Origin of the sequence: Pseudomonas sp. BCA17 (genome assembly GCF_004519405.1) — a bacterium.
GTDB lineage: Bacteria > Pseudomonadota > Gammaproteobacteria > Pseudomonadales > Pseudomonadaceae > Aquipseudomonas.
Genome location: NZ_SGWI01000005.1, coordinates 128,812 through 142,663 on the forward strand (window position 1 = coordinate 128,812; position 13,852 = coordinate 142,663).

The 13,852-nt window shown below is 59.2% G+C and carries 17 protein-coding genes; 16 read left to right on the forward strand and 1 reads right to left on the reverse strand.

The window, feature by feature from the left end:
* The first annotated feature begins 79 nt into the window (after positions 1-79).
* Positions 80-622, forward strand: coding sequence for a glycine zipper 2TM domain-containing protein (locus EXW71_RS19155; protein ID WP_123715335.1), 543 nt, complete (start codon positions 80-82; stop codon positions 620-622).
* A gap of 204 nt (positions 623-826) precedes the next feature.
* Here the strand turns inward: EXW71_RS19155 and suhB are convergent, their stop codons facing one another.
* The gene (gene suhB / locus EXW71_RS19160) at positions 827-1,642 is read right to left on the reverse strand and encodes an inositol-phosphate phosphatase (protein ID WP_003175971.1); all 816 of its coding nucleotides are present in this window, start codon (positions 1,640-1,642) and stop codon (positions 827-829) included.
* 145 nt (positions 1,643-1,787) lie between these two features.
* Between suhB and trmJ the strand changes: the two genes are divergently transcribed.
* From trmJ to ispG, 15 genes are all read left to right on the forward strand, one after another.
* Entirely contained in the window at positions 1,788-2,558 is a 771-nt protein-coding gene (trmJ, locus tag EXW71_RS19165) for a tRNA (cytosine(32)/uridine(32)-2'-O)-methyltransferase TrmJ (RefSeq protein WP_090368708.1), read from the forward strand.
* Positions 2,559-2,560: 2 nt separating this feature from the next.
* Positions 2,561-3,343: a serine O-acetyltransferase gene (gene cysE / locus EXW71_RS19170; RefSeq protein WP_134660190.1), complete on the forward strand. Its 783-nt coding sequence runs from the start codon at positions 2,561-2,563 to the stop codon at positions 3,341-3,343.
* Positions 3,344-3,681: 338 nt separating this feature from the next.
* The gene (gene iscR, locus EXW71_RS19175; RefSeq protein WP_003194020.1) at positions 3,682-4,173 is read left to right on the forward strand and encodes a Fe-S cluster assembly transcriptional regulator IscR; all 492 of its coding nucleotides are present in this window, start codon (positions 3,682-3,684) and stop codon (positions 4,171-4,173) included.
* Positions 4,174-4,223: 50 nt separating this feature from the next.
* Positions 4,224-5,438, forward strand: a complete 1,215-nt coding sequence (locus tag EXW71_RS19180) for an IscS subfamily cysteine desulfurase (RefSeq protein ID WP_060754323.1) — start codon at positions 4,224-4,226, stop codon at positions 5,436-5,438.
* Positions 5,439-5,537: 99 nt separating this feature from the next.
* Positions 5,538-5,924 (forward strand): Fe-S cluster assembly scaffold IscU, encoded by a 387-nt coding sequence (gene iscU / locus EXW71_RS19185; RefSeq protein ID WP_007929523.1) that lies wholly within the window; start codon positions 5,538-5,540, stop codon positions 5,922-5,924.
* A gap of 28 nt (positions 5,925-5,952) precedes the next feature.
* Complete coding sequence (gene iscA, locus EXW71_RS19190) at positions 5,953-6,276, forward strand: iron-sulfur cluster assembly protein IscA (protein WP_010565230.1); 324 nt, start codon at positions 5,953-5,955, stop codon at positions 6,274-6,276.
* Between the two features lie 8 nt (positions 6,277-6,284).
* The gene (gene hscB, locus EXW71_RS19195) at positions 6,285-6,806 is read left to right on the forward strand and encodes a co-chaperone HscB (RefSeq protein WP_123715337.1); all 522 of its coding nucleotides are present in this window, start codon (positions 6,285-6,287) and stop codon (positions 6,804-6,806) included.
* A 51-nt stretch (positions 6,807-6,857) separates the two neighbouring features.
* On the forward strand, positions 6,858-8,720 hold the full coding sequence (hscA, locus tag EXW71_RS19200; RefSeq protein WP_134660189.1) for a Fe-S protein assembly chaperone HscA: 1,863 nt from the start codon (positions 6,858-6,860) through the stop codon (positions 8,718-8,720).
* Between the two features lie 3 nt (positions 8,721-8,723).
* A complete protein-coding gene (fdx, locus tag EXW71_RS19205) occupies positions 8,724-9,065 on the forward strand; it encodes an ISC system 2Fe-2S type ferredoxin (RefSeq protein ID WP_032890689.1) in 342 nt (113 codons plus the stop codon).
* A 14-nt stretch (positions 9,066-9,079) separates the two neighbouring features.
* On the forward strand, positions 9,080-9,280 hold the full coding sequence (gene iscX / locus EXW71_RS19210) for a Fe-S cluster assembly protein IscX (protein WP_123715338.1): 201 nt from the start codon (positions 9,080-9,082) through the stop codon (positions 9,278-9,280).
* A 91-nt stretch (positions 9,281-9,371) separates the two neighbouring features.
* Complete coding sequence (gene ndk, locus EXW71_RS19215) at positions 9,372-9,797, forward strand: nucleoside-diphosphate kinase (RefSeq protein WP_060754319.1); 426 nt, start codon at positions 9,372-9,374, stop codon at positions 9,795-9,797.
* A gap of 29 nt (positions 9,798-9,826) precedes the next feature.
* Positions 9,827-10,975: a 23S rRNA (adenine(2503)-C(2))-methyltransferase RlmN gene (gene rlmN, locus EXW71_RS19220; protein ID WP_060754318.1), complete on the forward strand. Its 1,149-nt coding sequence runs from the start codon at positions 9,827-9,829 to the stop codon at positions 10,973-10,975.
* 12 nt (positions 10,976-10,987) lie between these two features.
* A complete protein-coding gene (gene pilW / locus EXW71_RS19225) occupies positions 10,988-11,743 on the forward strand; it encodes a type IV pilus biogenesis/stability protein PilW (protein WP_134660188.1) in 756 nt (251 codons plus the stop codon).
* Between the two features lie 2 nt (positions 11,744-11,745).
* Positions 11,746-12,726, forward strand: coding sequence for a RodZ family helix-turn-helix domain-containing protein (locus EXW71_RS19230; protein WP_134660187.1), 981 nt, complete (start codon positions 11,746-11,748; stop codon positions 12,724-12,726).
* Positions 12,727-12,728: 2 nt separating this feature from the next.
* Complete coding sequence (gene ispG, locus EXW71_RS19235; RefSeq protein WP_123715341.1) at positions 12,729-13,838, forward strand: flavodoxin-dependent (E)-4-hydroxy-3-methylbut-2-enyl-diphosphate synthase; 1,110 nt, start codon at positions 12,729-12,731, stop codon at positions 13,836-13,838.
* The last annotated feature ends 14 nt before the right edge of the window (positions 13,839-13,852 follow it).

Genomic DNA, 13,852 nt, shown 5'->3' on the forward strand with positions numbered 1-13,852 from the left:
AACTCGCGCCTTTTTTTATGCTCCAAGGCTGGGTATAGCGCGGACGTTTCGGTCCGCTTGTGATGGTCAGGAGGTTCATGTGAACAAGTCGTTGCTGGTTGGTGCGGTACTGGGTGCTGTCGGTGTGACTGCCGGGGGCGCTGTTGCCACCTACAGCCTGGTTAAAAGCGGCCCTGAGTATGCGCAAGTGTTGGCGGTGCAGCCTGTCAAAACCCAGATTAAAACGCCTCGCGAAGTCTGCAAGGACGTTGCAGTAACCCGGCAGAGGCCGGTTCAGGATCAGCACCAGATCGTCGGTACCGTGGTCGGTGCTTTGGCTGGTGGCCTGTTGGGCAACCAGGTCGGTGGCGGTAATGGCAAGAAGTTGGCCACCGTGGCTGGTGCAGTCGGTGGTGGTTATGCCGGTAACAAGGTTCAGGAAGGTATGCAGAACCGTGATACCTACACGACCACGCAGACTCGTTGTAACACCGTCAATGACATCAGCGACAAGGTTGTCGGGTATGACGTGCGTTACACCCTGGATGGTAAAGAAGGTTCGGTGCGCATGGAGCGTGACCCGGGTAGCCAGATCCCGGTCGACAAAGAAGGTCGCCTGATCCTGGGTCAGAACCAGCAATAATTCCTGCCGGGTTCTGTTCAAACGTGGAGGAGGGCTTGCTCGCGAAGGTGTGCTGTCAGTCGACAGCTGTATTGACTGACCCGGCGCATTTGCGAGCAGACCCGCTCCCGCATCAGGGTATGTATGTGGCCAGGAGGCGCAGCATTACCTGAATCCCAGGCATAAAAAAAGCACCCCGAGGGGTGCTTTTTTGTGCTCGCTCGCTTAGCGCTTCAGCGAAGCCGGCAGGTGCGGCTGGATCGCCGTCAGTACTGCCTTGAAGCATTTGGTGTTACCGGCGACGACGTGGCCTTTTTCCAGGAAGTCGTGACCGCCGGTGAAGTCGCTCACCAGGCCGCCGGCTTCTTGGATCAACAGGGCGCCCGCTGCCATGTCCCACTCGGACAGGCCGGATTCCCAGAATGCATCAAAACGACCGGCCGCGACGTAAGCCAGGTCCAGGCTTGCTGCGCCGGCGCGGCGGATGCCTGCGGTCTGGCCAACCAGGGCGCGGAACATGCCCAGGTAGTTTTCCAGGTTGTCCATCTGGTCGTCGCGGAATGGGAAGCCGGTACCCAGCAGGGCGCCGTCCAGGCTAGTGCGGCCGCTGACGCGCAGGCGACGACCGTTCAGTTGGGCGCCACGGCCGCGGCTGGCGGTGAATTCTTCCTGGCGCACCGGGTCCAGAACAACGGCGTGTTCCAGGCGGCCCCGGTATTTGCAGGCGATGCTCACGGCAAAGTGCGGGATGCCACGCAGGAAGTTGGTGGTGCCGTCCAGTGGGTCGATGATCCACAGGTAGTCTTCACCTTCGCCGCTACCTTTGTGCAGGCCGGTTTCTTCGCCGAGGATGCCGTGGGTAGGGTAAGCCTTGCGCAGTGCGTCGATGATTTTCTGTTCGGCGGCGCGATCCACCTCGGATACATAATCCTTGGCGTCTTTTTCGTCGACCTTGATGGTATCCAGGCGCTCGATGGAGCGGAAGATCAATTCACTGGCGCTGCGGGCGGCGCGCAGCGCGATATTCAGCATGGGCTGCATGGATGTGTCACCTAAGGTTGTTAAAGAAAGCCGGGCATTCTAGCAGAAACTTTCTTCAGGTGAAGGACGACGTTAGCTTTCATGGCATAACCTTAGGCTGTTCTGTAAGATTTGCTCCCCTTTCCTCTGTCCGAGAGCGCCTCCCTTGCTGCAAAACATTCGTGTCGTCTTGGTCAATACCAGTCATCCCGGCAACATCGGCGGGGTGGCGCGAGCCATGAAAAACATGGGGCTGACGCGCCTGGTGCTGGTCGAGCCGCGTGTGTTCCCGCACCACGAGGCTGATGCCCGAGCGTCCGGCGCCAATGACATCCTGGAGAAAGCCCAGGTTGTCGCCACCCTTGAAGACGCCTTGGTCGGCTGCAACCTGGTGCTCGGCACCAGTGCCCGTGATCGGCGTATTCCCTGGCCGCTGCTGGACCCGCGCGAATGCGGAACCAAGGTGGTGGAAGAGGCAGCCGGCGGTGCTGAAATCGCCTTGGTATTCGGCCGTGAAGACTCCGGCCTGACCAATGAAGAGCTGCAGCGATGTCATTACCACGTGCATATTCCATCGGACCCCGGGTTCAGTTCGTTGAACCTTGGGGCGGCCGTGCAGGTGTTGACCTATGAAGTGCGTATGGCTTGGCTGGCGGCTGCCGGCCAGCCGAGCAAGGTAGAAAAGGAAGAGGTTGCCTCGACCAAGAGTGGCGAACTGGCCACCATGGACGAGTTGGAGCGCTTCTATGAGCACCTGGAGCAAACCCTGGTGGCCATCGAATTCCTCGATCCTGAAAAACCACGGCACTTGATGGCGCGCCTGCGCCGCTTGTACGGGCGTAGCTCGGTGAGCCGGGCAGAAATGAATATATTGCGTGGCATCCTCACGGAAACCCAGAAAGCGGCCCGTGGTGAGCTTCTTAAGCGGAAGGATTAAAAATGTTCGAGCGTTTGCGAGAAGATATCCAGAGTGTTTTCCACCGTGACCCGGCGGCGCGCAATGCCTTTGAAGTGCTGACCTGCTACCCGGGTATGCACGCGATCTGGATTCACCGGCTGTCCGGCGCCTTGTGGGGTATGGGCTGGAAGTGGCTGGCGCGACTGGTGTCGAACTTTGGTCGCTGGTTGACCGGGATTGAGATTCATCCGGGCGCTAAAGTGGGGCGTCGCTTCTTTATCGACCATGGCATGGGCATTGTGATCGGCGAGACCGCTGAGATCGGTGATGACGTGACGCTGTATCAGGGCGTTACCCTGGGCGGCACCAGCTGGAATAAAGGCAAGCGCCATCCAACCCTGGGTGACGGCGTTGTAGTAGGGGCGGGCGCCAAGGTGCTCGGTCCATTTACAGTCGGCGCCGGCGCTAAAGTCGGTTCCAATGCCGTGGTGACCAAGGCCGTGCCGCCTGGCGCTACCGTTGTAGGTATTCCGGGGCGCATCATCGTCAAGCCGGAAGTCGGCGAAGAGCAGGAAGCCAAGCGCAAGGCCATGGCCGAGAAGATCGGTTTCGATGCCTACGGCGTCAGTGAAGATATGCCGGACCCGGTGGCGCGTGCCATTGGGCAGTTGCTTGACCACTTGCAAGCGGTCGACGGCAAACTGGATGGCATGTGTGGTGCGCTGAAGGAGTTGGGCAGCAGCTACTGTGCGAAAGATCTGCCAGAGCTGCGCGAAGAAGACTTCGCCGAGATCAAGAACGAGGCCGCCACCAAGGCTGGCTGAGTCCCGGCAGGCGCAGCAAATCCCCCGTGGGAGCGCTCTTTTTGTGGCGAGGGAGCTTGCTCCCGCTGGGGTGCAAAGCGCCCCCAAAAGCTGGCGACCGCTTCGCAGTCGAACGGGAGCAAGCTCCCTCGCCACAGTAAGCCCGCTCTCACATTTGATCTTCGTTGTCTCTGGCAGTGCTGGTTGTCCGTTCCCGCTGTTCGCCCCCACCCCATCCTGCTATGATTCGCGCGCCCTTTTTACGGGTAATCCTGACTAAAGTACTAGGTCTTATAGTTGACTTAAATACTCGGGAATCGCATACTTGCTCCCATTCTGAAACACCTTGGTACTTGTCCATGAGACTGACTACAAAAGGCCGATACGCGGTGACCGCCATGCTCGACTTGGCCTTGCACGCGCAAACTGGGCCGGTGTCCCTGGCCGATATCTCCGAGCGCCAAGGCATTTCCCTGTCTTACCTCGAGCAACTGTTCGCCAAATTACGCCGTAGTAACTTGGTTTCCAGTGTGCGAGGGCCAGGTGGCGGCTATCAGTTGTCCCGCGATATGCAGGGTATCCAGGTAGCCCAGGTGATCGATGCGGTCAACGAATCCGTCGACGCAACCAAATGCCAGGGCCTGGGTGATTGCCATGCCGGCGACACCTGCCTGACGCACCACCTGTGGTGCGACTTGAGCCTGCAGATCCATGAGTTTTTGAGTGGTATCAGCTTGGCTGATCTTGTGACTCGCCGTGAGGTGCAAGAAGTAGCCCAGCGTCAGGACCAGCGCCGTTGCAACACCAAGGCGCCGCGTCTGGACAAGATTGAAGCGTCCGCCGTCGAGTGACAGCCGAAGAGCTAACGGTGCGCCAGCCAGCCTGATTTAGGAGAAAGTCCATGAAATTGCCGATTTACCTTGATTACTCAGCGACCACCCCGGTTGATCCGCGTGTTGCGCAAAAGATGAGCGAATGCCTGCTGGTTGACGGAAATTTCGGCAACCCGGCCTCTCGTTCCCACGTATTCGGCTGGAAAGCCGAGGAAGCGGTCGAGAACGCTCGTCGTCAGGTCGCGGACCTGGTTGGCGCTGATCCGCGTGAAATCGTCTGGACTTCCGGTGCTACCGAGTCCGACAACCTGGCAATCAAGGGCGCCGCGCATTTCTACGCGACCAAAGGCAAGCACCTGATCACCACCAAGATTGAGCACAAGGCTGTCCTCGACACCATGCGCCAACTGGAGCGTGAAGGTTTCGAGGTTACCTACCTTGAGCCCACCACCGACGGTATCGTCACCCCGGCCATGATCGAAGCCGCGTTGCGTGAAGACACCATCCTGGTTTCCGTGATCCACGTGAACAACGAGATCGGCACCATCAACGACATCGCGGCTATCGGCGAGCTGACCCGTTCCAAGGGGATTCTGCTGCACGTCGACGCCGCTCAGTCCACCGGCAAAGTCGATATCGACCTGTCGAAGCTGAAAGTCGACCTGATGTCGTTCTCCGCCCACAAAACCTATGGCCCTAAAGGCATTGGCGCGCTGTACGTGAGCCGCAAGCCCCGCGTGCGCATCGAAGCCACCATGCACGGTGGCGGTCACGAGCGCGGCATGCGTTCCGGTACCCTGGCGACCCACCAGATCGTCGGCATGGGCGAAGCCTTCCGTGTGGCCAAAGAAGACATGGCTGCCGAAAACGTACGCATCAAGGCTCTCAGTGATCGCTTCTACAAGCAGGTCGAAAACCTTGAAGAGCTTTACATCAACGGCAGCATGACCGCTCGTGTACCGCACAACCTGAATTTGAGCTTCAACTACGTCGAAGGCGAGTCGCTGATCATGGCGCTCAAGGACCTGGCGGTTTCGTCCGGTTCCGCCTGCACCTCGGCCTCTCTTGAGCCGTCCTACGTGCTGCGTGCCCTGGGCCGCAACGACGAACTGGCACATAGCTCGATCCGCTTTACCTTCGGCCGCTTCACCACTGAAGAACAAGTCGACTACGCCGCGCAGAAAGTCTGCGAAGCCGTCAACAAGCTGCGCACTCTGTCGCCGCTGTGGGACATGTTCAAAGACGGTGTCGATATCTCCAAGATCGAGTGGGCGGCACACTAAATATAGAAGCCGCCACCCAAGCTCTGTAGGAACGTGGCGGAAAACGCAGGCGTTTCTGCAGGGTTCCAGAGCGGCCCTGATGAGTGAGGATTCAGTACCATGGCTTACAGCGAAAAGGTCATTGACCACTACGAAAACCCGCGCAACGTCGGCAAGATGAACGCGGAAGACCCTGATGTCGGCACCGGCATGGTCGGCGCTCCGGCGTGCGGCGATGTGATGCGCCTGCAGATCAAGGTCAACGAGCAGGGCATCATCGAAGATGCCAAGTTCAAGACTTATGGCTGCGGTTCGGCCATCGCCTCCAGCTCCCTGGCGACCGAGTGGATGAAAGGCAAGACTCTGGATGAAGCAGAGACCATCAAGAACACTCAGCTGGCCGAAGAACTGGCCCTGCCGCCAGTGAAAATTCACTGCTCCGTACTCGCGGAAGACGCCATCAAGGCGGCCGTTCGCGACTACAAGCAGAAGAAAGGCTTGATCTAAGCATTTGGCGACGAGTAAGGAGTCAACGATGGCTATCAGCATGACAGAAGCGGCTGCACGGCACGTGCGACGCTCCCTGGATGGGCGCGGTAAAGGTGAGGGGATTCGTCTGGGTGTGCGCACCACGGGCTGTTCCGGCCTTGCCTATGTGCTGGAGTTTGTCGACGAGGTGGTTGCGGAGGACCAGGTGTTCGAAAGTCACGGCGAGAAAGTGATCATCGACCCTAAGAGCCTGACTTACCTGGACGGCACCGAGCTCGATTTCGTCAAGGAAGGGTTGAACGAAGGCTTCAAGTTCAACAACCCCAACGTACGCGGTGAGTGTGGCTGCGGCGAAAGCTTCAACATCTGAGGCTATTCGTGGGTACTCCTTGTCATTTCGCTTTATTCGAGCTGCAGCCGAGCTTTCGGCTGGACCTTGAGCAGCTTGCCACGCGCTACCGAGAATTGGCGCGCGGCGTACATCCGGACCGCTTCGCTGACGCTTCAGAGCGTGAGCAACGCTTGGCGCTGGAGCAGTCTGCCAGCCTCAACGAAGCCTATCAGACCCTCAAGAGTCCCCCGAAACGCGCGCGTTACTTGCTTGCGATGAAGGGTGGCGAGTTGCCGCTGGAAGTGACGGTGCACGATCCGGACTTCCTGATGCAGCAGATGCAGTGGCGCGAAGAACTCGAAGACTTGCAGGATGAAGCCGATCTGGCCGGTGTTGCGGTCTTCAAGCGTCGTCTGAAAGTGGCCCAGGATGAGCTCAACGAAAGCTTCGCAGCCTGTTGGGATGATGCGGCGCAGCGTGAACAGGCCGAACGCCTGATGCGGCGCATGCAGTTCCTCGACAAGCTCACCTACGAAGTGCGCCAGCTAGAAGAGCGCCTCGACGATTAACCCAGTGCTGCCCGTGTCGCACGCCTGATAGACAGATAAGACCTGATTACCATGGCTCTACTGCAGATCGCCGAACCCGGCCAAAGCCCTCAACCGCACCAGCGTCGTCTGGCGGTCGGGATTGACCTGGGCACCACCAATTCCCTGGTTGCTGCCTTGCGCAGCGGCCTGTCCGAGCCGCTGCCCGACGTTGATGGGCAGGTTATCCTGCCGTCCGCCGTGCGCTACCACGCCGATCGCACCGAAGTCGGTGAGTCGGCCAAATTGGCGGCGTCTACCGATCCTCTGAATACCGTGCTGTCGGTCAAGCGCTTGATGGGTCGTGGGCTGTCCGACGTCAAGCAATTGGGCGACCAGCTGCCTTACCGTTTTGTCGGCGGCGAATCCCACATGCCGTTCATCGACACCGTCCAGGGCCCGAAAAGTCCTGTGGAAGTGTCGGCCGATATCCTCAAGGTGTTGCGTCAACGTGCGGAAACCACCTTGGGTGGCGAGCTGGTCGGTGCCGTGATCACGGTTCCCGCTTATTTCGACGACGCCCAGCGCCAAGCCACCAAGGATGCGGCAAAGCTCGCCGGCCTGAACGTGCTGCGCCTGCTTAACGAACCGACCGCTGCGGCTGTGGCCTATGGTCTGGACCAGCACGCCGAGGGCCTAGTTGCGATTTATGACCTGGGCGGCGGCACCTTTGATATCTCGATCTTGCGTCTGACCGGCGGTGTCTTCGAAGTGCTGGCCACCGGTGGCGACAGCGCCCTGGGCGGTGATGACTTCGATCACGCCATCGCCGGCTGGATCATCGCCGGCGCCGGTTTGTCCGCTGATCTGGACCCGGGCGCCCAGCGCAATCTGCTGCAAACTGCCTGTGCCGCCAAGGAAGCGTTGACGGATGCGACATCTGTTGAAGTGTCCTACGGCAATTGGTCGGCCGAGCTGACTCGCGAAGCCTTCGATGCATTGATTGAGCCGATGGTGGCCCGCAGCCTGAAAGCCTGCCGTCGCGCGGTGCGTGATTCCGGTATCGAGCTGGAAGATGTCGGTGCGGTGGTGATGGTCGGCGGTTCCACGCGTGTGCCGCGTGTGCGCGAGGCGGTGGCTGAAGCTTTCGGTCGTCAGCCGTTGACTGAAATCGACCCGGATCAGGTAGTCGCTATCGGCGCTGCGATCCAGGCGGATACCCTGGCTGGCAACAAGCGTGATGGTGGCGAACTGCTGCTGCTCGACGTGATTCCGCTGTCCCTGGGTCTGGAAACCATGGGTGGGCTGATGGAGAAGGTGATCCCGCGCAACACCACCATCCCCGTCGCCCGCGCTCAAGATTTCACCACTTACAAAGATGGCCAGACGGCCATGATGATTCATGTGCTGCAAGGCGAGCGCGAGCTGATCAGCGACTGTCGCTCCCTGGCGCGCTTTGAATTGCGCGGCATTCCCGCGATGGTAGCGGGTGCGGCGAAGATTCGCGTGACCTTTCAGGTTGACGCCGACGGCTTGCTGAATGTGGCTGCGCGTGAACTGGGCTCGGGCGTTGAAGCCAGTATCCAGGTCAAGCCATCCTATGGCCTGACCGACGGTGAAATCGCCAGGATGCTCAAGGATTCGTTCCAGTACGCCGGTGATGACAAGGTCGCCCGTGTATTGCGCGAGCAGCAAGTGGATGCCCAGCGTCTGCTTGAGGCGGTGCAGGGCGCCCTTGATGCGGATGGCGAGCGCCTGCTGGACGCCGAAGAGCGCATGGTCATTGACCTGCAGATGCAGGAACTGGCTGAACTGATGAAAGGCACCGATGGCTATGCCATCGAACAACAGACCAAGCGCCTGTCGCAAGTGACCGATGCTTTTGCCGCCCGCCGCATGGATCAGACGGTGAAAGCCGCACTGGCCGGGCGCAACCTGAACGAAATCGAGGAATAAGTAATGCCGCAGGTCATTTTTCTGCCACACGCCGAGCATTGCCCGGACGGTATGGTCGTGGAGGCTGAGACCGGCAAGTCCATCCTCGAAGTTGCCCATGACAACCACATCGAGATCGAGAGCGCTTGCGGCGGGGTCTGCGCCTGCACCACCTGCCATTGCATCATTCGCGAGGGTTTCAACTCCCTTGAAGAAGCCGATGAGTTGGAGGAGGACTTTCTCGATCGTGCGTGGGGCCTTGAGGCGCAATCGCGCCTAAGCTGTCAGGCAAAGGTCGGGACTGAAGACATCACGGTCGAAATTCCGAAGTATTCGCTCAACCATGCGGCCGAAGCGCCGCATTGATTCAAGGAAATGTCATGAGCCTGAAATGGGTTGATGTACAAGAAATCGCCATTCTGCTGGCTGATGGTCATCCGGATCTGGACCCCTATTCGCTGAACTTTGTCGCTTTGCGTGACATGGTCATGGCTTTGCCAGGGTTTGAAGATGAGCGGGACCGTGGCGGCGAAAAGGTCCTGGAAGCTATCCAGACCGCCTGGAAAGAAGAACAGGACTGACGCCTTCCTCACGCAGTTAGGCAATACCCAATAACCCGCGTATAATTCGCGGGTTTAATTTTTCGTAAATTACCGTTTCTGGAGTTACACCATGGCTGTTCAACGTACTTTCTCCATCATCAAGCCTGACGCTGTTGCAAAAAACGTCATCGGCGAGATCACCACTCGTTTCGAAAAAGCCGGCCTGAAGGTTGTAGCTTCGAAACTCAAGCAACTGTCCAAGGCTGAAGCTGAAGGCTTCTACGCTGAGCACAGCGCTCGCGGTTTCTTCGGCGACCTGGTTGCCTTCATGATCTCCGGTCCTGTTGTTGTCCAGGTTCTGGAAGGCGAAAACGCTATCGCTCTGAACCGTGAGCTGATGGGCGCTACCAACCCTAAAGAAGCGGCTGCCGGCACCATCCGTGCTGACTTCGCTGAGTCCATCGACGCCAACGCTGTTCACGGTTCGGACTCCGAAGCCGCTGCTGCTCGCGAAATCGCTTACTTTTTCGCTGCTACTGAAGTAACCGCTCGCTAAGCATCGGCTTAAAGAGTGAGGGTGAATCCATGACTACATCGACTGTTAAAACCAACCTGCTGGGGCTGACTCAACAGGAAATGGAAAAATTCTTCGACTCAATCGGGGAGAAGCGTTTCCGTGCCGGTCAGGTAATGAAGTGGATTCACCACTTTGGCGTCGACGATTTCGATGCCATGACGAACGTCAGCAAGGCCCTGCGCGACAAGCTCAAGGCCATTGCCGAGGTTCGTGGTCCCGAGGTGGTGAGCGAGGACATCTCCAGCGACGGCACCCGTAAGTGGGTGGTGCGCGTGGCGTCCGGCAGCTGCGTCGAGACCGTCTACATTCCCCAGGGCAAGCGCGGCACCTTGTGCGTTTCGTCCCAGGCAGGCTGTGCCCTGGACTGCAGTTTCTGCTCCACCGGCAAGCAAGGCTTCAATAGCAACCTCACCGCCGCCGAAGTCATCGGCCAGGTGTGGATTGCCAACAAATCCTTTGGCAGCGTCCCGGCGACCGTCGACCGTGCCATCACCAACGTGGTGATGATGGGCATGGGTGAGCCGCTGCTGAACTTCGATAACGTCGTTTCGGCCATGCACCTGATGATGGACGATCTGGGCTATGGCATCTCCAAGCGCCGTGTGACCCTGTCGACCTCCGGCGTGGTGCCGATGATCGATGAGCTGTCCAAGCACATCGACGTCTCCCTGGCGTTGTCGCTGCACGCACCCAATGACGCATTGCGTAACCAATTGGTGCCGATCAACAAGAAGTATCCGCTTAAGATGCTGCTCGAATCTTGCCAGCGCTACATGTCGTCCCTGGGCGAAAAGCGCGTGCTGACCATCGAGTACACCTTGCTCAAAGACATCAATGACAAGGTCGAGCACGCGGTCGAGATGATCGAGTTGCTCAAGAACATCCCGTGCAAGATCAACCTGATTCCGTTTAACCCGTTTCCACATTCTGGCTACGAGCGGCCGAGCAACAACGCCATTCGCCGTTTCCAGGATCAACTGCACCAGGCCGGCTACAACGTCACCGTACGCACCACGCGTGGGGAAGACATCGACGCCGCCTGTGGCCAATTGGTAGGGCAGGTGATGGACCGCACCCGCCGCAGCGAGCGTTATATCGCCGTGCGTGAATTGAACGCCGCCGACGATCTGCCGCAAATTGCTGTGAATCGAATCTGAGAGAGGATCTCTATGCCCTTGCGCCTTGCGCTGCTCTTGCTTGTTACCGGCTTTGCCGCCGGTTGTGTTTCATCGGGCCATGACAGCCCTTTGCAGACCGGTAAAGGCCGTGACGAGGCGCGAGTTGCCTATGTGCAGTTGGGCTTGGGTTATTTGCAGCAAGGCATGAGCGAGCAGGCCAAGGTGCCATTGAAAAAGGCCCTTGAACTGGACGGTGGCGATGCCGACGCGAATGCCGCGCTGGCGTTGGTTTTCCAGGCCCAGGCCGAGCCTGAACTGGCTGAGCAGTATTTCCATAAGGCCCTGGCCTCACGTCCTGCTGACCCACGGTTGCTGAACAATTACGGCAGCTTTCTGTTCGAGCAGAAACGCTATGACCAGGCCTCCCATTATTTCCAGCAAGCATCCGCCGATACCCTTTACCCCGAGCGGTCGCGGGTATTTGAAAACCTGGGTGTCACTTCGGTGCGTCTCGGCCAGCGTGATACTGCCCGCCAGCAACTGGAAAAAGCCCTGCATTTGAATAGTCGTCAGCCACGGGCGTTGCTCGAAATGGCTGAGTTGTCTTACGAAGACAGGCATTATGTGCCGGCACGCGACTATTACGAACGCTTTAGCCTGCTCAGCGGGCAAAATGCACGTAGTCTATTGCTCGGTGCGCGCCTGGCGACGGTTCATGAAGAACCGGATACGGCCGCACGTTTTGCCCAGCAACTCGAACGACTCTATCCCGGTACGCCGGAATATCAGCAATACCTGTCGGAGTAATGATGAAAGCGGCGCCCCCGGAAGTTGTAGCAGCTAATCGCGTAAACCCAGGCGAGACCTTGCGTCAGGCCCGCGAAAGCAATGGCTGGTCGCTGGCAGAAGTGGCCCTCAAGCTCAATTTGACCAGCACGTCCCTGGCCAATCTGGAGGCCGGCGCGTTCGACAAGTTGCCGGGGCACACCTTCGCCCGCGGTTATATCCGTGCCTACGCCAAGTTGCTGGGCATCGACCAGGCCGTATTGGTGCAGGAGTTCGACCAGTTCACCGGCACCGACTCCCAGGGCAGCAATGTGCACGGCCTGGGCCGCATCGAAGAGCCGGTACGGGTTTCCCACACGATTTTGCGGATTGTCAGCCTGTTGCTGCTGATCGCTGTCATTGGTGGCGGTTTCGTCTGGTGGCAAGACCAGACTTCCCAGCGCACTAAGGACCTGACCAGCAACGCCATGGAACACGTTGAAGTCGAAAGCGCCGATGGCACCACCCAGATTCATCCGCTGGATGAGCCGGAAGACCAGGCTGTGGCTGAAGGCCAGGCTGCGCCTGAGGCGCCGGTTGCCACCGAGCAGCCCGCGCCTGAAACCGCACCGGCCGCGACCGCCGCCGCACCAGCCCCCGCGACACCGGCAGCCCCGGTCGCCCAGGCCCATGCACCGGCCACGCCTGCGCCAGCGACTCCAGCGCCAGCCGCTCCGGCAGCCCCTGCGATCTCGCCGCCCACCACCCCAGCCCTGATCGCGGGTGATGGTCACGTACAAATTACCTTCATCGCTGACTGCTGGACGCAAGTCACCGATGGCAATGGCAAAGTGCTGTTTAGCGGTCTGAAGCGTAAGGGAGATACGCTCGACCAGGGCGGCAAGCCTCCTCTGACGCTGCGTCTGGGCTATGCCCGTGGCGCGCAAGTGGCCTACAACGGCCAGCCTGTGGACGTGGCGCCGTTCACCAGTGGCGAAACTGCTCGCCTCAAGTTGGGACAATAGTCATGCACGGCGAATCTCCAATCAAACGTCGCGTATCGCGCAAGATCTGGGTCGGCTCGGTGCCGGTGGGTGGCGACGCCCCCATCGCGGTACAAAGCATGACCAACAGCGACACCAACGATGTGGCAGCCACCGTCGCCCAGATCAACCGTCTGGAAGCCGCCGGTGTCGACATCGTTCGGGTTTCCGTGCCGGATATGGACGCCGCCGAAGCGTTCGGCCGCATCAAGCAATTGGTCAAGGTGCCTTTGGTCGCCGATATTCATTTCGACTACAGGATCGCATTGCGCGTAGCCGAGTTGGGTGTGGATTGCCTGCGCATCAACCCGGGCAATATTGGTCGCGAAGACCGGGTGCGCGCCGTGGTAGACGCTGCCCGTGACCGTGGCATTCCAATCCGTATCGGTGTCAATGCCGGTTCCCTGGAAAAAGACCTGCAAAAGAAATATGGCGAGCCTACCCCGGCGGCCTTGGTTGAATCGGCGTTGCGCCATGTTGAGCACCTTGAACGTCTGAACTTCCAGGACTTCAAGGTCAGCGTCAAGGCCTCCGATGTGTTCATGGCGGTCGAAGCCTACCGCCTGCTGGCCAAGGAAATCGTGCAGCCGCTGCACCTGGGTATCACTGAAGCGGGTGGTTTGCGCTCAGGCACAGTGAAATCTGCGGTGGGTCTCGGTATGCTGCTCGCCGAAGGGATTGGCGATACTATCCGCATCTCCCTGGCGGCAGACCCGGTAGAGGAAGTGAAGGTCGGTTACGACATTCTCAAATCCCTGCACTTGCGTTCCCGTGGCATTAACTTCATTGCCTGCCCCAGCTGCTCGCGGCAGAACTTCGACGTGGTGAAAACCATGAACGAACTGGAAGGACGCCTCGAGGATCTGCTGGTGCCGCTGGATGTTGCGGTGATCGGTTGCGTGGTCAACGGCCCGGGTGAAGCCAAAGAGGCGCACATAGGCCTGACCGGCGGCACGCCGAACCTCATTTACATCGACGGCAAGCCATCGCAGAAGTTGACGAATGACAATCTGGTGGATGAGCTTGAAAGGCTGATCCGCGAGAAAGCGGCCGAGAAGGTCGCGGCTGACGCAGCGCTGATCGCGCGCGGCTAAGAACGAATTTAAGG